Raw genomic sequence first — 24,068 nt, forward strand, 5'->3', positions numbered from 1 at the left:
GATTAAGAAAGCAAATTTTGTCTTAACAGAAATTCCAGCTGTTCATTGGACTTGATCAATGCTTGAGTGAGTTTTTCGTTTTCGCGGCGAAGCTGATAAATCTCAAAAGCGTTTCTGATTACTGTACGTAGATAATCTTCTTCCCAAGGCTTGGTCAGGTAGTGGTAAACCTGTCCTTTGTTGATCGCATCAATTACAGCCTGGATGTCAGTATATCCAGTCAGAAGTATCCTTATGGGCCCAGGATAGGTAGGAATAATGGATTCCAGGAATTCCACGCCGGTTTCTTCTGGCATCCTCTGGTCAGTGATGATGATGTCTATCTCTTCTTGATCCAGAATGGCTCTGCCATCCTGGGCATTAATTGCTAGAAAAATCTTATATTCTCTTCTGAAAGTCGCTTTAAATGCCTGAAGATTGTTGTCCTCATCATCCACATATAAGATTTTTATTTTTTCTTGAGGCTTCTCTTCCATGATGCAAAAATCTAAAAAAAAACTGCAATTCTATGTGTTTTTGGTTTCAATTTCAAATTAGTTAAATTTTCTTGGTTGAACCAGTGTAAACCCAAATTATATTCTGGTAAGTTTGGGGGCTGGATGATGGATAGTTGATTTTCCCGGTTTTCCATTTTTGTATTGAAATTTTCTCCTGTTTAGGCTTAGTTTTGCGGCGGGTCTTTATGCTACATGGTGTTTCTTTCATTTGAGATGCAAAATAATGTAAGTTGTAGGTAGAAGATCAATGGAAAAATAAAAGCGAAATTATTATATAAGATTAACTGAATTATTGCATTTTAGTGAATTATTACTCACCCCATAATTAAACCTTTCAGGTTAATTTCCATGTCTATACAAGTGGATTCTTCCAGTAAGGAAGTATATGAGCCGTTGATATTTAGTGGCATAGATAGTGCTTCAGACAGTGATTTCCAGGAACTTCAGAGCGATCCTACTCTATTGGTCTATGATGAAATCGCTTCTCAGGTAAGAGATTTGATCAAGCTACGAAATCCTCAAAAAAAGTTTAGTACTGAGGATTTGGACCTTGCCGTCCATGATTATTTTGAAGGGGTTTCCCCTTCACTTTTCGGAAACTGGGTATATTATCCCTGGCGTCACTGCCTAGTCCATTTGCTTCCTGAGGAAGATTATGTAACTGTGCGTACGATAAGGAACAGATATGTGATCACAGAGGAGGAGCAAAGGGTATTGGCAAAGAAGAAAATCGGTATAATAGGTCTCTCAGTTGGGCAAAGCGTCGCACTGACTTTGGCTTTGGAAAGAGGCTGTGGAGAGCTTAGACTTGCGGACTTCGATACATTGGAATTGAGTAATTTGAACAGGATCAGAACAGGTGTCCAAAATTTGGGTGTGAAAAAGTCCGTAATTGCGGCCAGGGAAATAGCAGAAATTGATCCCTATCTCAAAGTAGTGTTATTCAGTGAAGGTGTTCATGATGAAAATATTGATCAATTCTTCTGCCAGGATGGCCAACTTGATCTTTTGATCGAAGAATGTGATAGTTTGGAGGTTAAGCTAAAGAGCAGAATCAAAGCCAAGGAATTAGGGGTCCCTGTTTTGATGGATACTAGTGATAGAGGTATGATAGATGTTGAGCGGTTTGATTTGGAACCGGATAGGCCAATATTGCATGGGCTTTTGGAGAAGTTTGGCGCGGAAGCAGAAATTTTGCGGAATCTTCCCCAACAAAGAACGGAGATTCTTATGTCACTGTTGAATTTTGAAAACCTGTCCTCCCGTGCCCAGATAAGCATTGGGGAAATCGGGAAAAGTATATCATCTTGGCCCCAGTTGGCATCTTCGGTGATATTAGGCGGCGGAGCATGTGGCTATTTTTCTAGAATGGTTCTTCTTGGGAGTCCATTGAATTCAGGCAGGTTTTATGTTGACCTAGAGCAGATAGCAAAGGAAAATCATGGAAGTTAGGGTTAGGGTAATCAGGGTAGTGGAAGATGCTGAGGCTACGGAAAAATATATTGCAGGCCATCTTAAGGTTCTTGAATCCTATGGAGTAACCAAAGTGACCTCTGCCGATAGGTCATGGGTAAACAATCCACATACCTATCTGATTCTTTTTGAATCCATGGATGACTTCAGAGTCCTGGGTGGAGGAAGAGTACAGCTGAAAAGCAAGGGGTATCCGTTACCTTTAGAAGAAGCCATTTCAGAAGTGGATCCCGGTATTATGTCATACATGAGCCAGTTTGGAGAATTGGAAGTTGCTGAGTATTGTGGGTTATGGAACAGTAAAGAGGTGGCAGGCTATGGTATAGGTAGTATATATCTGGTTAAAGTAGGCGTAGCTATCGCTGCCCAATTTGGTCTAAAAAAACTAATGGCCTTATGTTCTCCCGCTACAGTTCGAATTTCAAAGAAAGTGGGCTATGAGGTAATTGACAGTTTAGGCGATAATGGGACTTTTTTGTATCCTAAGGAAGGATTGATTGCAACTGTCTTGGCTATTGATGATATTGAAAACTTACCGTTTGCGGATAGCAATGAACGTGAGTTTATATTTCAACTAAGAGACAATGTGGTTCATCAGAAATTGGAGACAGGGCCGAAGGGGGAAATGCTGGTTTTGTTTGATTTGATTGTTAATAAGAATTAAATACTATGAAGACCCGAACTGGCATATTCAATGCCTTAATTCTAATTATGATTGTTTTTATCATAATTCTACCTTTATATAAATATTTAAGGGTTTTGGATAGTGAAGGGGTAAATCAAATCGATCGATATTTTCTCTTTGATAAAGGATCGTTTAAGCAAGATGAGGTGCTGAGTCTTGAGGGTCATTATTTGTATAATAGTGTTGATGTAGGTGTCCAATCTGATTCGATATATGTTGGGTTGGATTTAAGCTCAAGTTTGATAAATAATGTCCAGGAATATTATTTGGAAATAAATAATCCCTCATTCCGAAGTGTTGAGTTGTTCCATGTTACTAAAGACAGTTCTTTAGTATATGCTGGAAAAGATGGGATTGATTATTTTGATTCTAATGATTTTGGAAACCCAAATCCCACTTTTAAAATTAATAGTACAGACAATCTTTTGCCTTTTGTGCTGCTGAAAATCAAATCAACTGAGCCAATCAGATTCCTTGGGTTGCTATCTAGTGAAAAAGGTTTTTTCTCTAGTTTTAACAAAAGGACAGTGTTTATCAATATTTATATTGGGATTATGCTGGCTTTATTTTTCTATAATCTTTTTTTATATTTCTCTGTGTTGGATACTTTGTACTTGTTTTATAGTTTGTATGTGTTGTTTATAGCATTGGCGCAGCTTTCTATTTCTGGACATTCTTATTGGTACTTTCTTTATCAAAACCCAGTTCTTTACGAGTTTAGTATTATTGGGTTTACTACATTGGCAAGTGTTTTTGCTATACCTTTTGTTCGTAATTTTTTAAGTACTAAGCAAAAACTCCCTTTTTTTGATTATTTGTTGATGTTTTTATGGGGGTTGTATCTATTAGCTTTTATACTAAGGTTGTTTGGATTAATAGATTTAAGTTATAAGATTACTGATATAAATGGATTTTTAGTCGTAATAGTTTTCTTTTCAATAGCCATCTTATTAGTTAGGAAAAAGATGCGATCTGCATCATATTTTCTTATTGCGTGGAGTTTTTTTCTGGTAGGTATCATTTTTTATATTTTACAGACACAAGGAGTTTTTAACCTTGGCTTTTATGCGAATTTGCCCATGCTGATAGGCACTGCCTTGGAGGCTATCTTGCTGTCTTTAGCTTTGGCAGATAAAATCAATATACTTAAAAAGGAAAAAGAAAAAGAACACATGGAGCGGCTTCAGGCTCTTGCTGCGAACGAGAAACTGGTGATTGAGCAGAATAGTATGCTGGAGGAGAAAGTGAGGCTTAGGACTGATGAATTGGAGCAGGCACTAAAAAACCTACAGAACACCCAAAGTCAATTGGTGAACCAAGAGAAAATGGCCTCACTCGGTCAGCTGACGGCAGGGATAGCACATGAGATCAATAATCCTATAAACTTCGTCAGTTCTAATATCACACCCCTCAAGCGCGACATCAAGGACATAATGGAGATCATTCAGTTCTATCGAAGTACTGCGTTGAACGAGTTCACCCCCGCTTCTCAAAAAGAAGCTAAAGAACTGGAAGAAGAGCTGGAATTGGACTATGTACTTGAGGAAGTTGACCAGCTGCTAAAAGGAATGGATGATGGGGCGAGACGGACTGTAGAGATAGTAAAAGGCCTGAGGATTTTTTCTCGTGTAGATGAGCAGGATGTAAAAAAAGTGAATTTGCATGATGGTATCAACAGTACCCTGATCTTGTTGAATAGTTCCATGCCTAGTAAAATCAGAGTTGTTAGAGACTTTGGTGAGCTTCCTCTGGTAGAATGTCTGGCGGGTAAGCTCAATCAGGTATTTATGAATATCATCACAAACTCGATCCACGCGCTGAGTGACCATCTAGAAACCCTAATCGATCCTAAGATAGAGATCCGAACCAGAAGTCTGGGAAATGAAGTTTCTATTGAGATAGGTGATAATGGTCCGGGAATCCCTGAGCATGTCAAGCAAAAAATATTTGAACCGTTCTTTACTACTAAGGCCGTTGGAAAGGGGACGGGTTTGGGTCTTTCAATAGTTTATTCTATTATTGAAAACCACAAAGGAACACTGGAAGTGATTACGGAAGAAGGCCAGGGGACTATTTTTAAAATAACCCTTCCTATACATCAAAGCACTCAAAGCTATGAATGATAAAATTCATGTTCTCTACATTGATGACGAAGATAATAACCTTAAATCATTTAGAGCCACTTTAAGGAAGGACTTCAGAATACTTACGGCAATAGATGCTGAGGAAGGATTGAGAATCGCCAGAGAAGAGGAGATTCATGTTGTGATCGCTGACCAACGAATGCCGGGCATGACCGGTACAGAATTTTTTGAGGAATTGGTAAAATTCAATCCGGATCCGATCCGGATTCTGCTGACAGGATATTCCGATATAGCCTCGGTGATCGATGCGATCAACAAAGGTGAGGTTTATAGGTTTATCGATAAACCCTGGAACATAGAGCAGATCAAAAATTCCATTAAAAATGCTGCCGATATTTATTTCATGAGGCGTGAGCTGAAGGATAAAAATCAAAAACTCCAAAAGCTACATTCAGAAATGAATCAGTTTGTCTATAGTTTGTCGCATGAATTGCGCGGGCCACTGATGAGTATATCAGGAGTCTCCAAACTGGCCAAAATGGAGCTTAAGGATCCGGATGCATTGGAGTATTTTGAAATGATAGATACCGCTACGGATAAGCTGGATGATTTCATCTATAAAATGCTGGACTTCTATAGGTCCACCAAAATTGAGAATAAGCTTACCGATATTAAGTTTTCGGAAATTGTCGATCAACAATTGACTGAATATAGAAAGAAATCCAACATTGAGCATATTCAAGTTGAAATAGTGGTCAATCAACCTTGTACTTTTATTTCAGATGACGCAAAGATCCGAGTCATTTTCAACAACCTTTTTAGCAATGCCGTACAATTTCAAAAATCCGGTAAAGGGGATAAAAAGATTAATTTGGCAGTGGATGTAAATGAGACAGAAGCTGTAATCCTGCTGTCTGACAATGGGATAGGTATTGAAGACAAGCATCATCCTGATGTGTTTAATCTCTTTTCCCGCGCTACACAGAAAAATGTGGGAACAGGGCTAGGCCTGTATATGGTGAAGGAAGCGGTAGAGCAGATGGGAGGCAAGATAGAATTGGACTCAGTTTTTGGAGAAAGTACCACCTTCAAAGTCAGCTTGCCAAATATGAAATAGCCAAAGGTTCTGGGCATTTTCGAGCTAAACCGTATCTTTGCACGGGCTTTGCGAAAAGCTTCACTTTTTATTAACTAATTTAAGAAAATATGATTAATCCCTGGCATGACGTCAACATCGGGAAAAATGCCCCTGAATTGGTAACAGGTGTAATTGAAATACCTAAGGGTAGTAAAGGGAAATATGAATTGGACAAGAAAACGGGTATGCTGATGCTGGACCGGGTGTTGTTCTCTGCGGTGCATTACCCTGCAAATTATGGATTTATTCCACAGACTTTCTGCGAAGATCATGACCCATTGGACATCCTGATTATTTCCCAGATTGATATTCCTTCCATGTGCCTGGTAGAGGCCAAAGTGATCGGTGTGATGCGGATGATTGATGGTGGTGAAGCTGATGATAAGATCATCGCAGTAGCTGCAGGTGACCAGTCTGTGAATTACATCAATGATATTGATGACCTTCCACCACACTTGATGAAAGAGGTCCACAGGTTCTTTGAGGACTACAAGAAATTGGAAAATAAGGAAGTGAAAGTAGAGGATTTCCTTGGTAAGGAAGATGCCATGCGGATCATCAGGGAAAGTATTGATCTTTATGATCAGAATTTCCGGACTAGAAAATAAAATTAATGCCAGGGGTGTGAAGCCCCTGGCATTTTTGTGGTTAGCTGTGATGGTCACAGATTGTTATTGTGGAAGAGGCTCTGGGTTTAAACCTCAATAAGACATCGATGTTTCCATGATGTCTTGATTTTCCATATGAAAGAATCGATGCCTTTAGTTGTCCAGGCTTTATGGTTGAATTCTGGATAATGGGTCGGCTTATGCCGATGCTGATCGTACATGTGTATTATTCGTCATTGTGACAGAGTACTGAATACTGTGATTGATTACTGTTTCCCTTTTACCCTTTGCCTCCCGGCTTTTTTCACCAAATAGGCGACTAGATCTTTATAGGCATCATGCTCGTGATTGGATACGGAAATGGATTGCTTGTCCGTGAAAGCTATAGTGACCTGGCGGAATTCTTTCTTGTTCGCGATCACGATTTCCTCCTCCCAAGCAAGAATCTGCGAAATTGGATAGCTTTTGGAATATCCTCTCAGAGGTAATTTGACGATAATCTGATCCCTTGCTGCTGTAATAAACCGAAAGCCTGCCAGCATCTTGACCAGAAGCATCAAGACCACCAGGGTGATCAGCGTACAGGCAGTCAGATAAAACCAGATCCCGAAACTTCCCTTGTATGCAAAATCCCTAAGAATATATACCAAGCCCGAAATAAGGATAAGTAATATTAGGCTTAATGAAACGTAAGTGGATACTTTCGGTTTAATGACCGGCATGGGATTTTTGGATTTCTAGTAGTTTCTCTCGTGCAAAAGTCTCTAAATCCTCGAAAAAAGCGAAGAAAATCACTTGGAATTCTTTTTCCTTTTCCAAAAGGGAAAGATGTGCAACCTCCATTTTTGATTCAAAACGGGTGCGGCGTGACATACCGGAGAAGGTTTGCCTGATCCCTTCAATTTCCCGGTATTTCAGCAGCCAATTGTCCTGCACCATCAAATGAAACATGTTGGCAAATCGTTCCGGAAATAGACTCTTGTACATCCTCAAAGTAGAATAGGTGTGCTGTATAAACTCTTCTAAGTGAATTCTGGAGAATTTTGACCAGTTTCTGGCCAGGAAATAATCAAAATATATATCGGTGATGACAGTGGAATAATGTCCAAACTTCATTCTCAAATAGCTCTGTCCTGCCCTCACCAGCGGGTGGGTATCAGTGAAGGTGTCTATTTCCCGATGGAGTTTGATTCCGTCCTGCACTCCAATTGGGAAGGAGGTCATCATTCTCCCTTTTACAAAATCCCCAATAAAATTCCCCACAAGCACTTCATCTTGATCAAATGAAAGATAGGCGTGGGCTAAGTAGTTCATAGCGATAGTTGGATGCGGAAAACCCGGGGGGATTTCATTAGTTTCGCCTAAAATACGCATTGATGGATAAAATCACCGAGGAATTAAAGAAAGGACTGAAACTTTTGAAACTGGAATGGCAGGAAGATCTCGCCCAATACAAGCAGAAATTCCTGAATTCCTCTCTTGCTGATAAGAAAAAAGCAGGAATAACCTGGTATCCTGTCCATCTGAAAAAAAACAAAATCGGAATGGGCGAACGGCTTTTGGTGGAGGTGGAGCGTACTGATTCTAATCATCCCTCAGCTTTTGGCTCTGGTAAGTCTGTATCTTTTTTTACGACCCAGGAAAGTTGTCAAAGTTCCGAAAACAGGACCAATGGTGTAATCAATTTTGTCAGGAACAATACCATGACGGTGACACTACAGGCAGATGAGATTCCGGATTGGATGGAAGGCAGCCGGCTGGGGGTGGATTTGCTTTTTGATGAGGCCAGCTACCGGGAAATGGAGTTTGCGCTGAAAAGGGTAATAGCCTCAGAGAACAAAAGAGTGGAAGAATTCAAAGAGATTCTTTTGGGAGAAAAGGCACCTAGGTTTGCTGAAAATCGAATTTCTCCCAAATCCAACCTTAATTTTTCCCAAAACCAAGCCTGCGAATTGATCGGTAACGCCAAAGATGTGGCAGTGGTGCATGGGCCTCCTGGTACAGGAAAAACCACAACATTGATTGAGGCAGTCCAGGATGCTGTAATTAACCAGGATTCTGTTTTGGTATGTGCTCCAAGCAATGCTGCGGTGGATCTGTTGGTGGAGAAACTGATCGATCGGGGTATAGAAACGCTGAGGCTGGGACACCCTGCCCGTGTGGAAGAAAAGATTTTGAATCAGACCTTGGATGCCAAAACTGCTTTTCATGGGAGCTACCGTGATCTGAAAAAACTCCGGAAGGAGACTGACCAATACCTGAAACTTGCCAAGCAATACAAGCGAAACTTCGGCCCAGAGGAAAGAGCACAGCGTAAACTGATGTATGCAGAAGTGAGCAGACTCAGAGAGGCGTCCAAGTCTCTCGAAGAATACATCCAATACGATATTTTTCAGCGTACAAAGGTCTTCGCAAGCACATTGGTGGGTGCATCGTCTTACAATCTAAAGGGAATGGAATTCGATGTGGTTTTTATAGATGAAGCGGCACAGGGCCTGGAAGCTGCTAGTTGGATCCCTATCTTAAAGGCAAAAAAAGTCGTGTTTGCAGGAGACCATTGGCAGCTTCCTCCTACGATCAAGTCTTATCAGGCTGCTAAGGATGGCTTGTCAGAAACCCTTTTTGAGAAGGTGATTTCCAGAAAACCTGCTGCTGCTCAAATGTTGCAGGTCCAATACCGGATGCCTGAAGTGATAATGGGATTCTCCAATGAACAGTTTTATAATGGGAAACTGATCGCTGATGAAAGCACAAAATCGCATGTGATTCCGACTGAAGGGGGGATCATAGAATGGATAGATACTGCCGGGGCTGGATATTCTGATCAACAGGAAGCAGAGAGTTTAAGCACTTTTAATCAGGAGGAGGCGATATTTGCCGCAAAGCATTTAAATGAACTGGTGGAGAGAATAGGTACGAATGTATTTCTTGAGGAGAATTGGACTATTGGGCTGATTGCGCCATATGGTGCCCAGGTACGTAGGTTGAGAGGCTTGATTTTTGATTCGGAGGATTATCCAAGTCTGCTGGCAGTAAAAGAGCAGCTCACCATAGATACTGTAGATGGTTTCCAAGGGCAGGAGCGGGATCTGATGATGATTTCCCTGACAAGATCCAATGAGAAAGGGGAGATAGGTTTTCTCTCAGATGAGCGTAGGATGAATGTGGCACTGACCCGTGCGAAGAGAATGCTGGTGTTGATCGGCGATAGCAGTACGTTGGCACAGCACGAATTTTTCAATCAGCTGCTTCTTTATGTCGAGAAGAATGGGGGATATAGAAGTGTGTGGGAGTTTTTTGGGTGATTGAAAGTTTTTAAATTTTTAGCATTGAAAATCAGATGATTATGGATAATCGTAAAAGAAAGATTAAGGTTTTTTTTTTTGACTTATCTTGCTAGTTTACCATTGTAATAATTAATCAATTCACTTTAAACATTAACTTTTATGAAAAAACTAGTTTTTACAGCAATGCTAGCAGTTGGTTTCATCCTGAGTATAAGTGTTACTGAACCATCTTTGGCTTCGACTCCATATTATGATACTTCTGTTTTCATGCCAGTTGCGACAATATGTCCAAGTGGTATGTCTTATTATACTGCATGTGAGCAATGGGGGATGGGGTGCAATCCAGATGAGTGTCATGACACGGTAGAATGATTTCATGTATATGTAAAGTTAGGGTCACTAACTTTACATATACTATATTAGTGATTTTTTTAAAATAGATTGATTCATTCAAAACCTTAAAATCAATAGTGATTAGAGATATAAAATTTTTTCCTGCCCTTTGTTGCAGTATTTTAGTTGGCTGCTCTTTGATTTTGTCTTACTGTTCAGCTAAAAAAAATGACAATGATAGTGGCTTAGAAAAGGAATCACTTAGGATTATTTCAATTGATGATACTAATACATTCAGTGAACGTGGTTTTTTTGAGATTTTTCAATTACTTGAAGTGGAAGAACTAGAAAACAATTCTGATTTCTTTCTGGCGGAGGTAAACAAGTTAATAGTGGCATCGGGTGACTTTATTACTCTTGATAATAATTTGGATGCTCTGCTTAGATTTAATTCCCGCGGGGAAATTCTTAATCGGATTTGTAAGATAGGGGACGGACCAACAGAAATGCCTGGGATTAGCGACTTTGCTTATGATTCCGATAAAGACGAGGTGTACGTGATCGGACCAGGTATAATGCAGGTAAAAATATTTAAACCTGATGGGACATTCGTCAGGAATTTTAAAATGGAAAGCCAAGCGGATCATTTGACCTTACTTGGAGATAAGCCTGTTCTGACTCTCACGTATTTTAATCCTTATTACAGATATTTAAGTGTTTTGGATCAGAGTGGAGATACATTAAAGACTGCTTTTCCTTTCCCAAAAGAGACCTTTCCTATAGGTCTCCAAAATATTTCCGGTAATCTTACAAGAGCAAATACTGGTGGGGTCTTGGTAAATGAGCCTGCTTCATCTACGGTTTATAACTTGGATAATGAGATGAATTTGAAACCGAAGTATAAGTTTGTAGCATCAGACGACTTTTGGCCAGAAGAAGATCGACATGAACTGAATGCTTACTTCGAAAAGCTAGCTACTGGCAATCTTACTTTTCTTTCCAAGTATTATGAGGAAAGTGAGTCCTATTTTTTCTTTAATCTAAATGCCAAAAAGACAGGAGCTAGGAGGTATGTGATTGATCCTAGAATTGGCTATTACAATATCGAGAAAGGAAAAAGCTATTTGAGCGAGAGTGAGAAGTTTTTACTGGATTTGAAGGGACCGTTAGCTGTGGATGGAAATTCCTTTTATACATATATTTCTAAGATGAAACTGACAGAACTAATGGGAATTGACGAAAAGTGGAAAGAAATCATGACAGACTTTCCTGAAATTGAAATTTTAGAAAAGGCTGATTATGATACTCCTGTGCTGTTGAAATTCGGAGTGAAATAATCTAGAGTCCGTTCCGAAAAGGTGTTTTCATAGGAAGAAGTGCCCACTAAAGCGATTAAAGGGGGATAATTTCTTCTAAAATCAGTTATCGGAGTGGACTCAATCTTCTATTTTTGCAATCTAGTTCTTCGAAATAGCATTCTTCACTTTATAATGATAGCTCAGCATGCTTAAAATATCGCCGTAAGCATCCGCTGACTTCAACTGCTCATCGGATACTTTCTTCCCAAGCAGTCGGCAAAGCAATAAGCCGTACACTCCATTTAGGCAGATTTGAATTTCATTTCCAAGATCTTGCCCTTCGGCTTGGATCACCGCGTCGAGAATAAACGGTTTGGCTTTCCCATAGGCTTCAAAATAGGCAGGATCAGTTTTCAGGAGCTTCCAGTGGATCTGGGCGAGTTCATACGCCAAATTGTTCAATTCCTCAAGGTGTCCTTTTTCTAGGATATTTTGGATTTTCATTTTTTCCAAAAGCTCCATGTACCAAGCCGTAATTTTACTTTTCTCTTCCTCCGACACGGGATATTTTTCTACTACGAAGGATTTGATTTCTTCTGGATTTCCTTGGTAGGACCGGATAAGATCCTCCATTTGATACATGTAGATGATGTATTCGGCTATGTTGTTGGACTTCTTGTTTTCGGCTACAGACTGCATGCTACTTGAGTTTGAAAGCACAAAGTTGGGAAAATTTTCAGTTACCAATTGTCATTTTTCAATTAAGCGACGAAGTCAAAATAGACTTTGATGATTAAAGCTTGGTTTCTTTCAAAAGTGCGTTGAGATGAAACTTGAATTTCGGCCATCTAAAATTGACACTTGGGTTTGAAAATTCTCTTATCTCCCACTTATTTACTACTTTTGCGGGCAGAATGGATATGCAAAAAATAAGGAATTTCTGTATCATCGCCCATATTGATCATGGGAAGAGTACACTGGCGGATAGGTTGCTGCAAGAAACCCAGACGGTCGCTGACCGGGATATGCAGGAGCAGTTGTTGGACAACATGGATCTGGAACGTGAGCGTGGTATCACGATCAAATCCCATGCGATCCAGATGAAATATACGCATGAAGGTGAAGCCTATACGCTCAATCTGATTGATACCCCGGGCCACGTGGATTTTTCCTACGAGGTTTCTAGGTCTATTGCCGCCTGTGAGGGAGCTTTGCTGATAGTGGATGCATCTCAGGGGATAGAGGCCCAGACAATTTCGAATTTATACCTAGCCCTAGGCCATGATCTGGAAATTATCCCTGTTTTGAATAAAATTGACCTTCCTGGCGCTGATCCGGAGGCCGTGGCAGATGAAGTGATCGACCTGATAGGCTGTGACAGAGAGGATATTATATTGGCTTCAGGCAAGACTGGGATAGGCATAGACGATATCCTGAAAGCAGTGGTGACCAGAATCCCGGCTCCCACCGGCGACCCTGAAGCACCGCTTCAGGCGATGATTTTCGACTCGGTGTATAATCCGTTTCGAGGTGTGGAGGTGATCTTCAGGATTTTCAACGGTACTTTTAGCAAAGGCGATAAAATCAAGTTTGTGAATACCGGACGCGAATATGAGGCTGACGAGATTGGAATCCTGGGATTGAATCAGATTCCCCAGCAGACCATGTCTGCCGGTAACGTGGGGTACCTGATCTCAGGGGTGAAAGTAGCCAAAGAGATCAAAGTAGGGGATACCATTACGCACATCAAGCGCCCATGTGAAAAAGCTATCCAAGGCTTTGAAAATGTGAAACCCATGGTGTTTGCGGGGATTTATCCCGTGGAGACCACCGATTATGAAGAATTAAGAGCTTCTATGGAGAAGCTTCAGCTGAACGACGCTTCACTTGTTTGGGAGCCTGAGACATCCATGGCATTGGGATTTGGATTCCGTTGCGGGTTCTTAGGAATGTTACACATGGAGATTATACAGGAGCGTCTGGAGCGTGAATTTGACATGACTGTGATCACGACTGTGCCATCGGTACAGTTCAAGGCACTGATGACCAATGATACGTATCAGACGATCAATGCGCCTTCGGATATGCCTGATCCCACTAGGATGAAGCATATTGAAGAACCCTATGTAAAGGCTTCAATTATAACGGCTGCGGAATATGTAGGAGCGGTAATCACCCTCTGTATGGATAAGCGCGGACAGATCAAAAATCAGGTATATCTGACTGCTGAACGGGTTGAACTTACGTTTGACATGCCCTTGGCTGAGATCGTGTTTGATTTCTTCGATAAACTGAAAACTATTTCCAGAGGATATGCTTCCTTGGATTATGAATTAATAGGTTATCAGGTCTCGCATATGGTAAGGCTTGATGTGATGCTAAATGGTGAGCCAGTGGATGCGCTTTCTGCAGTGGTCCATAGGGACAAAGCCTACGAATGGGGAAGAAGACTGTGTGAAAAACTGAAAGAACTTGTGCCGAGACAGATGTTTGAAATCGCCATCCAGGCAGCAATAGGGCAGAAAATCATCGCACGGGAAACCGTAAAAGCATTGCGTAAAAACGTGTTGGCCAAATGCTATGGGGGGGATATTTCCCGTAAGCGTAAACTCCTCGAAAAACAGAAAAAAGGCAAGAAGCGGATGAGGCAAGTGGGGAATGTAGAGGTTCCTCAGGAGGCGTTTATGGCAGTGTTGAAGTTGGATTAATACTACTCAGCAATATTTCGTAATTCATCATTCGGCATTCATCATTCGATATTAATGAACTTAATAAAAGAATGAAGAATGATTCGGGAGTAGTATAGCTTGTAGGAGATTGAAGAACTTCGAGATTTTACGTTCATCATTCGATGTTCATTATTTATGCATTATAATATCGAATGTAGAATGATGAATCTCGAATAATGAAGTAAGTTTTATCACGGACACTAAATTTATAATAAGGAACTAGTTGTCTACGGGCGACCTGCTAAAAATGTTTACTTATGGAAAGGAAATATGATTTAGAGAATCGATTAATCGAATTTGCTGCTGCTATTATTTCTTTTACAGATTCAATGGTAAATTCTAAAGCTGGAAATCATATGGCAAATCAGCTTCTCAGAAGCGGAACCTCACCGGCTTTGAATTATGGCGAAGCACAGTCTGGAGAATCCCGAAAGGATTTTATCCATAAGATGAAAATAGTCTTAAAAGAATTGCGGGAAAGTGGTGTAGCCATCAAAATTATTGAAAAGGCTAAGCTTCATCTGGATAAGGAGGCGATAGTGGTTTACAAAATGAATGCAACCAATTGATTTCAATTTTTGTCAAAAGTGTTGGAACTGCTGAACGAAATAGTAATTGAATAATGAATGACGAACTTCGAATGATGAATTTCGAAGTTTGATACCGTAAATAATAAAACATGGCCACATTAATCGACGGAAAACTCACCTCATCTCAAATCAAATCGGAAATCGCTGCCCGTGTAGCGGAAATCAAAGCTGATGGAGGGAAAACTCCCCATCTTGCGGCTATTTTGGTGGGAAATGACGGTGCGAGTCACACCTATGTGAATGCAAAAGTGAAGGCCTGCAGTGAATGTGGTTTTGAGTCAACCTTGGTAAGACTGGAAGACAATGTCTCCGAAGAAGAACTTTTGAAGGTAGTGGCTGATATTAACGAAAACCCGGAAATAGATGGGTTGATCGTACAGCTTCCGCTGCCTAAGCACATCTCTGTAGAGAAAGTAACCGATAAGATCAAGCCAGAAAAAGATGTGGATGGATTTACTCCAGCAAACGTAGGGCGTATGGCACTTAACTGGCCAGCCTATGTGGCAGCAACTCCTTATGGGATTATCGAGCTACTGAAAAGATACAACATAGAGACTGCTGGCAAGCACTGCGTGGTAATCGGTAGAAGCCATATAGTAGGTAGCCCGATGAGTATTTTGATGGCCAGAAATGGCTATCCTGGCAATGCTACAGTGACACTGACCCACAGCCGAACCGCCAATCTTTCTGAGATTGCCAAGTCCGCTGATATTTTGATTGTGGCTTTAGGCAAGCCACATTTTGTCACAGCAGATATGGTGAAGCCTGGGGCAGTGGTGATCGATGTGGGCATTCACAGAATAGAAGATTCCAGCAAGAAGTCAGGGTTTAGGCTTGTAGGTGATGTTAAGTTTGATGAAGTCGCCGAAATTGCCTCTGCCATCACGCCGGTACCTGGTGGGGTAGGGCCGATGACCATTGCGTCTTTGCTTTATAACACACTTTTGTCCGCTGAAAAGAAAGTTTACGGGTAATTGCAGTTTTGTAAATTGGGGCGGATGCAGGCAGGGTTTTCTTCGTGTTTTCTGTAAAATTTATGCAAAAGATCTATTTCCTGTTTGCTTCTAACGGGCAAGTCTGGTACTTTTGCACACTATTAACCGCGCACGTGGTGAAACTGGTAGACACGCCATCTTGAGGGGGTGGTGCATTAAGTTGTGTGGAAGTTCGAATCTTCTCGTGCGCACAAAAAAGGCCTTGATCGTTTATCCGGTCAAGGCTTTTTTGTTTTACGATTTTAGAAGTACGATTTCGTTGAGAGGCATCATAATAATCCTTAGACCCTAAAGAAGTTTCTTTTTTCCATCGGACATCTCTTTCCTCCTTGATATTTTCCTTACATTTTAACCTTAATTCCAATCTTATGAAACGATTGTTTTCTTCAGTTTGCTTTTGCGTGACTATCTTAGCCACACAGCTTTCATTGGCTCAAGAAGCACGGTACCCTTTGGTGAAAGGTTATGGAGGGATTTATGAAGTGCCTGAAGCCACCGAAAGCCCCAGTCCGAACTCTGATTACTATATTCTTGTGGATTTGTCCACAGGAGCCGCAGATAATGCCGAAATTAGCCGATGGGTGGATAATGTGGCGCGCCTGATGAATCTTCATGGCCTTGCTGGTGTTTCAAAGGAGCGTATGCATGTGAAGGTAGTAGTTCATGGTGGGGCGATCTTCACTGTGTTGAACAACGAGGAGTCCAATAGGCGATTCAATACAGATAACCCCAATATTCCCGTATATGAAGCTTTGGAAGAAGCAGGAGTAGAGGTTTTGGTGTGTGGGCAATCCCTTCATGCCAGAGGGATCAAAACAAGTGATCTGTATCCTGGTGCCAATGTCGCTCTTTCTGCCCTTACCACCCTCACTACCTATGTGCCCAAAGGATATACACTCTTGAAGTTTTAGTATTTACTTGGAATAATTATTGGTTTCAATGCTAATGTGTTTTTGATGAACAGAAAGACCCCGAGCTCCACTACTGCAGGTAAAGTCGTTACTGGCTTTTTCATTGCGGCTATTTTTCTGATCGGAATGGCCGGGTTGACTTATTATACCCAAAATAGACTCCTCGAAACCATGAAAGAGCTTGCTGAACCCAACCAGAAGCTCAATCTACTGAACAAGTTGCAGTCGGAGATTATACAGATCACCCAATTTGACCATTCGGGCATAGATGAAGACTTTAGAGTCCAGGATTCAAGCGTGGTTTCCCTGAAGGAGAAGCTATGGGAATTGGCCTCTTTGGCCGAAGATTCCCTTGAGTATAGCTATATCCAAAGTGTGCAGACAAACCTGGACACTTTGATCATAGGTTATATCAACCTATATGAGGTTAAGACAAACTTAGCTAATAGGAATTTTACCCAGGAGGCATTGAAAAAAGTGGAACTGGGAATAAGAAGGCGGGCAACCAGCCATGAGTTACAGCCCATTGGTAAAATCAACCCAAAGGATTACCTTTTTAAGGAACTAGAGCAGGAAATGTCCTTGAGACAGGAAGCCATGGCCAATAAGAATATCCTTTTAAAGGATGATGATAAATCTCTTGCCTATCTACGGGATCTACAGAAGCAAAACCTCAGAGATCCTAATTTGCCAGCAGGCCAGCCCCTGGATAGTGTACTTTATAACATCCGTGGAGTAATCAATAGAGTTAATAGAGAAGAGGCCTTTCAGAGACAGAAATTAGCCCAGATGGAGTCGGAAATTTCCGTCAGCCAAAGTAAGATTATCAATACTATCCAAAATCTGGTCAGCACCTTACAACAGCGTGCGCTGGAGAAATCTGATACACAAAATGATTCCGCATATAAACTGACTTACGACATGACTTATTTTTTGATCATGATAGTGGTCTTGGCGGTGATTGGTGCGGCGGTGATGGTGTATTCGATTCTCAAAGAAATCAAAGTAACTAAAAAGTATCAGGAGAACCTGGAAATTTCCAGACAGAAGTCAGAACAGCTAGCAAGATCTAAGCAGGAGTTCTTGGCGAATATGAGCCATGAAATTCGGAATCCGCTTCATGTGATCCAAGGATACAGATCAGTTTTGGAAAAATCCGAATTGGATTCCAGTCAGCAATCCCATTTAAGAATGATCGGATTTGCTTCTGACACACTTATGGAGATCGTGGATGAGGTGCTGGATTTCTCCAAATTGGAGGCAGGTAAATTAAAGCTGGAGGCGCATCCATTTGACCCCGAAACACTGTTTTCTTCTCTACAGAACTTTTTCGAATTGCAGGCTTCTGAAAAGAAAATCGATTTTGAATGGTCTCTGGAGCTTCCTGAAGATAAATGGCTGCTTGGTGACCAGCTTCGGCTAAAGCAGATACTGAATAACTTGCTGAGCAATGCTTTTAAGTTTACTTCGGAAGGGGCTATATGTGTGGATGTGAAGTGGGGAGAGGGTGTGCTAACTGTGGAGATAAGCGACACGGGCATCGGGATGTCCAAGGAGGTTCTGGAAAAAGTGTTCCGCGAATTTGACCAGGCAGATACTTCTATTTCCAGGAAATATGGCGGTACCGGGCTCGGATTGGCAATAGTACAGCGGCTCGTCTCTTTGATGGGTGGGCAGATTACCGCTAGCAGTGAGCAGGGCAAGGGAACCAAGATGTTGGTGCGGTTGCCTATGAACACTACAGATTCAGAGCGGGGTGTGTTCAATCCTGATGAAATTGTTTCGCTTGACCTGACAGGTTTGAAAATTCTATTGGTAGATGACGACAAGGTGGGGATACGATATTTGGAAACTATCCTTAGTTACTTTGGGGCTTCTATCATTGCATATACAGGTGGGGTCAATTTTCGGGATGAGTTTGTCGCTATAGATTTTGATCTGGCAATACTGGATATACAGATGCCTGAATTTTCCGGCTTTGATGTAGTGAGAAATTTACGTTCTTATGAGAAGTATCAGGGAATCCCTATCCTGGCAATGACTGCGAATGTTTTTGTGGAAGAGCGGGACAGGATGCTTGAAAGTGGATTTTCTGAAATCATTTTCAAGCCGTTCCAAGAACGTGTATTAGTCGAGTGTCTAGGCAAATTCTTCCCCGATCATGTGCTGAGAGATTCCCCGGTAAATCAAAAAATCTCTGAGTCAGAAAGCACCTTGTTTCAGCTGAAAGATTTAGCGAGGTTTTGTATGGGGGATGAATTGTTGCTTCAGGATATTGTGCGCGAACTGGTGACAGAAACCAAAAAGGATTTGGAAATGATGCAAAAAGCCAGAAGAATAAATGATTATGAACAAATTCTGGAGATATGTCATCAACTCGGAAGTAGGCTGGGACAGATTAAAAGTTCTGCGGGACAGACAGCCAGAAAAGTGGAGAACAGTTTGAAAATCGGAAATAAAAATGGCCTCGGAGACTTGCTCAACCAGCTAGATGAGGAAGTCCGCATCCTATTGGCAGCTCTCACCGAGACCATTGATAAAACTGTAAACGTTTAGGGTCAGTCCAGTCCGTATTTTTCCATTTTGCTGTAGAGTGTTTTACGATCCATGTTCAGTATTCTCGCAGTCTTAGACTTGTTGAACTTAGTGTCCATCAGCACTTTTTGAATGAGCTCCTTTTCCTGTTCTACCCATTGGGATTTATAATCTTTAGGAGAAGGTAATTCATTCGGGCGGGAAAAAGCCCCGTGGGTACTTTGAGGAGAACCTATTGAAGCAGAAGGTTCATATAGGTCTGCAGGCAAGGATTCTTTTTCCACATGGGATCCGGAAGAAAGTAGTACCGCGCGTTTGATGATGTTTCTTAATTCCCTCAGATTACCCGGCCAATCATAGGCTAAGAAAATTTCCCATACTTCAGGAGAGAATCCTTTTATGTTTTTACCCAATCGCATATTGCTCTCCTCGAGGAATTGTCCCGCGAAATCTTCCAGGTCTTCTTTTCTGTTCCGCAGTGGTATAGCGCTTAATGTGAATTCATTTAATCTATGGTATAAGTCTTCCCGGAAATGTCCGTCCCCGGCCTGCAACAATAAGTTGTCATTAGTAGCGGCAATAATCCGTACATCGATTTGGATTTCTTTATTGCCTCCTATTTTTCGTATCGTCCTTTCCTGGATCGCTCTTAGGAGTTGTATTTGAACTTCATATCCCAGATTGCCGATTTCATCCAGGAAAATAGTCCCGCCATTGGCCATTTCAAAGTGCCCGGTTTTATTGTCCAGCGCACCGGTAAACGCCCCCTTGACGTGTCCGAACAATTCACTGCCCGCGAGTTCCCGGGGGAGAGCTCCGCAGTCAATTGCAATAAATGGCCCGTCTTTTCGGGTAGAGAAATCATGGATTCTTCTGGAGATGAATTCTTTTCCTGTTCCTGTGTCCCCAAGCACCAGTACACTTAGGTCTGTAGGGGCTACAAGTTGTATGTGTTTTTCGAGTTTTTCGGCTTCCGCTGAGCTCCCTACCACGTAACCACTATTGAAGGGTTTCTTCGGGGTTGAAGTAGGAATGCTGTTGCTTGCGGCAGCGGTAGCGGGTTCTGTGGCTTTGGCAGAAAGCGATTCATTTACAGTGGCCAGCAGCTCATCCGGATTAATCGGTTTGGTGATGTATTCAAAGGCTCCCAACTTCATCGCTTTGATGGCTATCCGAATATCAGAGTAGTGGGTGATCAGGATCACCTGAGTTTGCGGGAAGTTGCTTTTGGCCCATTGCAGCAGCTCCATACCAGTCCCGTCAGGCAATCGAAAGTCGGCAATGATCAGATCAAATTTTGAATTGCCAAAAAGTTGCTGCGCTTCTTTTACTTTGACCGCAGTCTGAACTTTAAAGCCATTTTTCTCTAGAAATGTCTTTACAATCCTGGAATAAGTCAGATCATCTTCTACTAATAAAATATGTTTCATGAATCAATTTCTTTTGAAAAGACCAAAATAGCAAAAAAAGCACCAGACATCTGTCTGGTACTTTTCACTTAGGGGATAAGCAACTGTTTTTTGTGATTTGGCCTCCTCTTTGAGTATTGTGCAATGGGTTTTCGGGGCTAGGATTGTGTCAAGTCCTATTAGCGGGAGATAGGACCGATTTGGATATAGGTAGGAAGCTTTGGATGTGGAGCATTTGGCCAGAATGTAGCCAAGTGAAGATGCCAGACTTCTGGAAAAGGATTTGAGCTAGATCAAAAGAGTGAGAATAAACCAAATTATTAGGAAGCAAAGAGAACTTATTTTGCGGAAAATATCTTCAGAAAACAATTACCTTTGATTCTTCAAAATAACATTTGCCAGACTCTATGAGTGACGCTATCAAACACGAATGCGGCATAGCAATGATTAGATTGCGAAAACCTGCCCAGTATTACATTGATAAATATGGTACAGCAGCTTTTGCCTCTAACAGACTCTATGTCTTGATGCAAAAACAGATCAATAGAGGGCAGGATGGCGCAGGTGTCGCCAATGTCAAGATTGACACAAAGCCTGGGACCCGTTATATCAGCAGGTACAGATCAGTTGAACCCGCCGCCGTCAATTACATCTTTGACAAAATCAACCGTAAGCTGAAGAAAGCAAAGAAAATCGGAGGGCATGATGCACTTTCCGACGGGAATTGGTTGAAAGAAAATATTGCTTTCACAGGGGAAGTTTGGCTTGGGCATCTCCGGTATGGTACCCACGGAGAGAACTCAATAGAGACTTGTCACCCATTTTTGAAACAGAATAACTGGAGAAGCCGAAACCTGGTCATGGCGGGAAACTTCAATATGACCAATGTGGAGGAGCTTTTTGACAAGCTGGTACAGCTGGGACAGCATCCAAAAGAAAAGACCGATACCGTCACCGTAATGGAGAAAATCGGTCACTTTCTCGACGAGGAGAATCAAAGGATCTTTGACAAATACAAGCACCAATACACCAACGAGCAGATCACTCAGGTGATCGAAGATGAATTGGATATGGCCAGAATCCTGAGAAGGTCTTGTAGAGACTTTGACGGCGGTTATGCCATGGCGGGTATAGTGGGGAATGGTTCGTCTTTTGTTGTCAGAGACCCTTCTGGTATTCGCCCTGCCTATTATTACGCCGATGATGAGGTGATCGTGGTTGCTTCCGAGAAGCCTGCTATCAAGTCTGCGTTTAATATTGACTTTAACTCCATCAAGGAAATCCAGCCGGGCCATGCTCTGGTTATCAATAAGGACGGTTCTTTTGCGGAATCTGAAATAATGCCGGCACGGGAGAAAAAATCATGCTCTTTTGAGCGGATTTATTTTTCCAGAGGGACTGATCCTGATATCTACCAAGAACGGAAGAACCTTGGGAGGGCTTTGATCCCCCAGATCCTGAAGGCAATTGATTTTGACCTGAAAAACACTGTGTTTTCCTATATTCCCAATACAGCCGAAACGGCATTTCTCGGAATGATAGAAGGCTTGGAGGATTATTTGGCAGCAAAGCGAAGGGAAGTTTTTGTGGATGGTAAGCCTCACATGGGTGATCTTGATGAACTGCTCAATTTCCGTCCTAGGGTGGAGAAACTGGTGAGTAAGGATGTGAAGCTGAGGACTTTTATCACCAATGACGATGACCGGGATTCTATAGTGGCCAACGTGTATGATACTACCTACGAAGTGATCAAGTCTGGCATTGATACCCTAGTGGTCATAGATGATAGTATAGTGAGGGGCACCACCCTGGAGAAAAGTATCTTGACTACGTTGGACAAGTTAAAGCCAAAACGCATCATCATAGTTTCTTCGGCTCCGCAGATCAGATTCCCGGATTGCTATGGCATAGATATGTCCAAAATGAAGGAATTTATTGCTTTCAGAGCTGCTTTGGCATTGATCAAGGAACGGAAGATAGAGAATGTTGTAGATCAGGTTTATGAGTCATGTGTTGCCTCACCTTATTCTTCAGAGAATTTTGTAAAGGGGATCTATAGCTCCTTCACCGATGATGAGATATCTGAAAAGATATCCGAGATTGTCACCAATGAGGATATCAAAGCCGAAGTAAAAGTGATTTACCAGACAGTGGAAAATCTTCACAAATGCTGTCCGAAACATTTGGGTGATTGGTATTTTACCGGAGATTACCCTACCACAGGTGGAATGAGAGTCGTCAACAAGTCTTTTGTCAATTACATTGAAGGCAAGACTGTCAGAGCTTACTGATCATTTCAAGAAAAGGCTTTAACTCGCCTTATGGGATCAAATAAAATATACTAAAAGGCACAAAGGTTCACGTCTCTGTGCCTTTTTTCTTTTAATAGTTTTAATTTCAACTTTCTGGAAAAAATCATAAAATGGATATAAACGTTAGCCTTCTAAAAGATATATGTGAAATCGCCGGGGCACCTGGTTTTGAAAAAAGGGTTCGTGATTTAGTCATAGACTTAGTTACCCCGCTGGTGGATGAGGTAAAAGTAGACAACATAGGAAATGTCATTGCGGTAAAAAGAGGGAGAAGGAATCCCGATGGAAAGCGCGTAATGGTGGCTGCCCATATGGATGAAATCGGATTTATCGTCACGCATATTGATGATTATGGGTTTTTAAGATTCCATACGCTAGGTGGGTTTGATCCGAAAACACTTACTGCCCAGCGGGTAATCATACATGGCAAAAAGGATCTGGTGGGCGTGATGGGAAGTAAGCCGATACATGTGATGTCCCCTGAGGAAAAGACGAAGCTTCCAAAGACAACTGATTTCTTTATCGACTTGGGTATGCCTAAAGAAGAAGTGGAGAAATACGTCAGCATAGGGGATCCAGTGACCAGAAACCGGGAATTAATCGAGATGGGTGACTGTGTGAACTGCAAGTCAATAGACAACAGAGTGGCTGTCTTTATATTAATAGAGACGTTAAAGCAGCTTGACGATCCTGCTTATGATGTCTATGCTACATTTACGGTGCAGGAGGAAGTAGGTCTTCGGGGAGCGAATGTGGCGGCGCACGGTACCAACCCTGATTTTGGGATTGCGCTGGATACTACCATAGCATTTGATGTGCCCGGCGCACAGCCACATGAAAAAGTAACTGAACTGGGTAAGGGAACGGCTATTAAAATAATGGATGCCATGACTATATGCGACTATAGAATGGTGGAGTTTATGAAACAGACTGCGGATAGGGAGAAAATATCCTGGCAGCCTGAGATTTTGGTTGCCGGAGGCACTGACACCGCAGGAGTACAGCGAATGGGGAAACAAGGGGCAATTGCCGGGGCCATTTCTATTCCCACACGACATTTGCACCAGGTAATAGAGATGGCACATAAAAAGGATATTGCGGATTCGATTGCCTTACTGAAAGCATGTCTTGAGCAGATAGACCAATACGATTGGAATCACTGATTAATTAAGCCCTTTGGGGAT

Annotated in this window: 20 protein-coding genes and 1 tRNA gene; 16 read left to right on the top strand and 5 right to left on the bottom strand. The window is 41.7% G+C overall.

The window, feature by feature from the left end:
* Nucleotides 1–2: 2 nt before the first annotated feature.
* Entirely contained in the window at nucleotides 3–476 is a 474-nt protein-coding gene (locus LZF95_RS09265; protein ID WP_233754707.1) for a response regulator, read from the bottom strand.
* A gap of 369 nt (nucleotides 477–845) precedes the next feature.
* On the opposite strand from LZF95_RS09265, the gene LZF95_RS09270 reads away from it, so the two are divergent.
* The 5 genes from LZF95_RS09270 to LZF95_RS09290 all read left to right on the top strand — a co-directional run bounded on the left by LZF95_RS09270 (nucleotide 846) and on the right by LZF95_RS09290 (nucleotide 6,485).
* Nucleotides 846–1,949, top strand: coding sequence for a ThiF family adenylyltransferase (locus tag LZF95_RS09270; RefSeq protein ID WP_233754708.1), 1,104 nt, complete (start codon nucleotides 846–848; stop codon nucleotides 1,947–1,949).
* A complete protein-coding gene (locus tag LZF95_RS09275) occupies nucleotides 1,939–2,634 on the top strand; it encodes a hypothetical protein (RefSeq protein ID WP_233754709.1) in 696 nt (231 codons plus the stop codon). The genes LZF95_RS09270 and LZF95_RS09275 overlap by 11 nt, the downstream gene beginning before the upstream one ends.
* A gap of 5 nt (nucleotides 2,635–2,639) precedes the next feature.
* Nucleotides 2,640–4,778 (top strand): 7TM diverse intracellular signaling domain-containing protein, encoded by a 2,139-nt coding sequence (locus LZF95_RS09280; RefSeq protein WP_233754710.1) that lies wholly within the window; start codon nucleotides 2,640–2,642, stop codon nucleotides 4,776–4,778.
* Entirely contained in the window at nucleotides 4,771–5,856 is a 1,086-nt protein-coding gene (locus LZF95_RS09285; RefSeq protein WP_233754711.1) for a hybrid sensor histidine kinase/response regulator, read from the top strand. The genes LZF95_RS09280 and LZF95_RS09285 overlap by 8 nt, the downstream gene beginning before the upstream one ends.
* 89 nt (nucleotides 5,857–5,945) lie before the next feature.
* The gene (locus LZF95_RS09290) at nucleotides 5,946–6,485 is read left to right on the top strand and encodes an inorganic diphosphatase (protein ID WP_233754712.1); all 540 of its coding nucleotides are present in this window, start codon (nucleotides 5,946–5,948) and stop codon (nucleotides 6,483–6,485) included.
* A 266-nt stretch (nucleotides 6,486–6,751) separates the two neighbouring features.
* Here the strand turns inward: LZF95_RS09290 and LZF95_RS09295 are convergent, their stop codons facing one another.
* Together LZF95_RS09295 and LZF95_RS09300 are read right to left on the bottom strand one after the other, a co-directional pair.
* Nucleotides 6,752–7,207, bottom strand: coding sequence for a hypothetical protein (locus tag LZF95_RS09295; RefSeq protein WP_233754713.1), 456 nt, complete (start codon nucleotides 7,205–7,207; stop codon nucleotides 6,752–6,754).
* On the bottom strand, nucleotides 7,194–7,799 hold the full coding sequence (locus tag LZF95_RS09300; RefSeq protein WP_233754714.1) for an ACP phosphodiesterase: 606 nt from the start codon (nucleotides 7,797–7,799) through the stop codon (nucleotides 7,194–7,196). The genes LZF95_RS09295 and LZF95_RS09300 overlap by 14 nt, the downstream gene beginning before the upstream one ends.
* 62 nt (nucleotides 7,800–7,861) lie before the next feature.
* Here LZF95_RS09300 and LZF95_RS09305 point away from each other — a divergent pair, with 62 nt between their 5' ends.
* The 3 genes from LZF95_RS09305 to LZF95_RS09315 all read left to right on the top strand — a co-directional run bounded on the left by LZF95_RS09305 (nucleotide 7,862) and on the right by LZF95_RS09315 (nucleotide 11,442).
* Nucleotides 7,862–9,790: an AAA domain-containing protein gene (locus tag LZF95_RS09305; RefSeq protein WP_233754715.1), complete on the top strand. Its 1,929-nt coding sequence runs from the start codon at nucleotides 7,862–7,864 to the stop codon at nucleotides 9,788–9,790.
* A gap of 141 nt (nucleotides 9,791–9,931) precedes the next feature.
* On the top strand, nucleotides 9,932–10,144 hold the full coding sequence (locus LZF95_RS09310; protein ID WP_233754716.1) for a hypothetical protein: 213 nt from the start codon (nucleotides 9,932–9,934) through the stop codon (nucleotides 10,142–10,144).
* 98 nt (nucleotides 10,145–10,242) lie between these two features.
* Entirely contained in the window at nucleotides 10,243–11,442 is a 1,200-nt protein-coding gene (locus LZF95_RS09315; protein WP_233754717.1) for a 6-bladed beta-propeller, read from the top strand.
* 120 nt (nucleotides 11,443–11,562) lie between these two features.
* Here the strand turns inward: LZF95_RS09315 and LZF95_RS09320 are convergent, their stop codons facing one another.
* Nucleotides 11,563–12,102: a DUF4924 family protein gene (locus tag LZF95_RS09320; protein WP_233754718.1), complete on the bottom strand. Its 540-nt coding sequence runs from the start codon at nucleotides 12,100–12,102 to the stop codon at nucleotides 11,563–11,565.
* 215 nt (nucleotides 12,103–12,317) lie between these two features.
* On the opposite strand from LZF95_RS09320, the gene lepA reads away from it, so the two are divergent.
* The 6 genes from lepA (at nucleotide 12,318) to LZF95_RS09350 (ending at nucleotide 19,184) form a co-directional block, all read left to right on the top strand.
* Nucleotides 12,318–14,111 (top strand): translation elongation factor 4, encoded by a 1,794-nt coding sequence (lepA, locus tag LZF95_RS09325; RefSeq protein ID WP_233754839.1) that lies wholly within the window; start codon nucleotides 12,318–12,320, stop codon nucleotides 14,109–14,111.
* 278 nt (nucleotides 14,112–14,389) lie between these two features.
* On the top strand, nucleotides 14,390–14,701 hold the full coding sequence (locus LZF95_RS09330) for a four helix bundle protein (protein WP_233754719.1): 312 nt from the start codon (nucleotides 14,390–14,392) through the stop codon (nucleotides 14,699–14,701).
* A 110-nt stretch (nucleotides 14,702–14,811) separates the two neighbouring features.
* Complete coding sequence (locus tag LZF95_RS09335) at nucleotides 14,812–15,696, top strand: bifunctional 5,10-methylenetetrahydrofolate dehydrogenase/5,10-methenyltetrahydrofolate cyclohydrolase (RefSeq protein WP_233754720.1); 885 nt, start codon at nucleotides 14,812–14,814, stop codon at nucleotides 15,694–15,696.
* Nucleotides 15,697–15,824: 128 nt separating this feature from the next.
* Nucleotides 15,825–15,908: transfer RNA gene (locus LZF95_RS09340), tRNA-Leu, on the top strand.
* Nucleotides 15,909–16,085: 177 nt separating this feature from the next.
* Nucleotides 16,086–16,628 (top strand): DsrE family protein, encoded by a 543-nt coding sequence (locus LZF95_RS09345; protein ID WP_233754721.1) that lies wholly within the window; start codon nucleotides 16,086–16,088, stop codon nucleotides 16,626–16,628.
* Nucleotides 16,629–16,673: 45 nt separating this feature from the next.
* Complete coding sequence (locus LZF95_RS09350; protein WP_233754722.1) at nucleotides 16,674–19,184, top strand: ATP-binding protein; 2,511 nt, start codon at nucleotides 16,674–16,676, stop codon at nucleotides 19,182–19,184.
* A 2-nt stretch (nucleotides 19,185–19,186) separates the two neighbouring features.
* Here the strand turns inward: LZF95_RS09350 and LZF95_RS09355 are convergent, their stop codons facing one another.
* Entirely contained in the window at nucleotides 19,187–20,593 is a 1,407-nt protein-coding gene (locus LZF95_RS09355; protein ID WP_233754723.1) for a sigma-54 dependent transcriptional regulator, read from the bottom strand.
* 386 nt (nucleotides 20,594–20,979) lie between these two features.
* Between LZF95_RS09355 and LZF95_RS09360 the strand changes: the two genes are divergently transcribed.
* Both LZF95_RS09360 and LZF95_RS09365 read left to right on the top strand, forming a co-directional pair.
* Nucleotides 20,980–22,863: an amidophosphoribosyltransferase gene (locus tag LZF95_RS09360; protein WP_233754724.1), complete on the top strand. Its 1,884-nt coding sequence runs from the start codon at nucleotides 20,980–20,982 to the stop codon at nucleotides 22,861–22,863.
* A 131-nt stretch (nucleotides 22,864–22,994) separates the two neighbouring features.
* On the top strand, nucleotides 22,995–24,047 hold the full coding sequence (locus LZF95_RS09365; protein ID WP_233754725.1) for a M42 family metallopeptidase: 1,053 nt from the start codon (nucleotides 22,995–22,997) through the stop codon (nucleotides 24,045–24,047).
* The last annotated feature ends 21 nt before the right edge of the window (nucleotides 24,048–24,068 follow it).

The sequence above is a fragment of the Algoriphagus sp. AGSA1 genome, from assembly GCF_021390545.1.
Lineage (GTDB): Bacteria > Bacteroidota > Bacteroidia > Cytophagales > Cyclobacteriaceae > Algoriphagus.

Bases quoted from the DNA above. Each gene is read 5' to 3' on its own strand.
- LZF95_RS09270 (WP_233754708.1), top strand. From the start codon at position 846: ATGTCTATACAAGTGGATTCTTCCAGTAAGGAAGTATATGAGCCGTTG.
- LZF95_RS09275 (WP_233754709.1), top strand. From the start codon at position 1,939: ATGGAAGTTAGGGTTAGGGTAATCAGGGTAGTGGAAGATGCTGAGGCT.
- LZF95_RS09295 (WP_233754713.1), bottom strand. From the start codon at position 7,207: ATGCCGGTCATTAAACCGAAAGTATCCACTTACGTTTCATTAAGCCTA.
- LZF95_RS09310 (WP_233754716.1), top strand. From the start codon at position 9,932: ATGAAAAAACTAGTTTTTACAGCAATGCTAGCAGTTGGTTTCATCCTG.
- LZF95_RS09280 (WP_233754710.1), top strand. From the start codon at position 2,640: ATGAAGACCCGAACTGGCATATTCAATGCCTTAATTCTAATTATGATT.
- LZF95_RS09300 (WP_233754714.1), bottom strand. From the start codon at position 7,799: ATGAACTACTTAGCCCACGCCTATCTTTCATTTGATCAAGATGAAGTG.
- LZF95_RS09335 (WP_233754720.1), top strand. From the start codon at position 14,812: ATGGCCACATTAATCGACGGAAAACTCACCTCATCTCAAATCAAATCG.
- LZF95_RS09290 (WP_233754712.1), top strand. From the start codon at position 5,946: ATGATTAATCCCTGGCATGACGTCAACATCGGGAAAAATGCCCCTGAA.
- LZF95_RS09365 (WP_233754725.1), top strand. From the start codon at position 22,995: ATGGATATAAACGTTAGCCTTCTAAAAGATATATGTGAAATCGCCGGG.
- LZF95_RS09345 (WP_233754721.1), top strand. From the start codon at position 16,086: ATGAAACGATTGTTTTCTTCAGTTTGCTTTTGCGTGACTATCTTAGCC.
- lepA (WP_233754839.1), top strand. From the start codon at position 12,318: ATGGATATGCAAAAAATAAGGAATTTCTGTATCATCGCCCATATTGAT.
- LZF95_RS09265 (WP_233754707.1), bottom strand. From the start codon at position 476: ATGGAAGAGAAGCCTCAAGAAAAAATAAAAATCTTATATGTGGATGAT.
- LZF95_RS09330 (WP_233754719.1), top strand. From the start codon at position 14,390: ATGGAAAGGAAATATGATTTAGAGAATCGATTAATCGAATTTGCTGCT.
- LZF95_RS09355 (WP_233754723.1), bottom strand. From the start codon at position 20,593: ATGAAACATATTTTATTAGTAGAAGATGATCTGACTTATTCCAGGATT.
- LZF95_RS09285 (WP_233754711.1), top strand. From the start codon at position 4,771: ATGAATGATAAAATTCATGTTCTCTACATTGATGACGAAGATAATAAC.
- LZF95_RS09350 (WP_233754722.1), top strand. From the start codon at position 16,674: ATGAACAGAAAGACCCCGAGCTCCACTACTGCAGGTAAAGTCGTTACT.
- LZF95_RS09305 (WP_233754715.1), top strand. From the start codon at position 7,862: ATGGATAAAATCACCGAGGAATTAAAGAAAGGACTGAAACTTTTGAAA.
- LZF95_RS09360 (WP_233754724.1), top strand. From the start codon at position 20,980: ATGAGTGACGCTATCAAACACGAATGCGGCATAGCAATGATTAGATTG.
- LZF95_RS09320 (WP_233754718.1), bottom strand. From the start codon at position 12,102: ATGCAGTCTGTAGCCGAAAACAAGAAGTCCAACAACATAGCCGAATAC.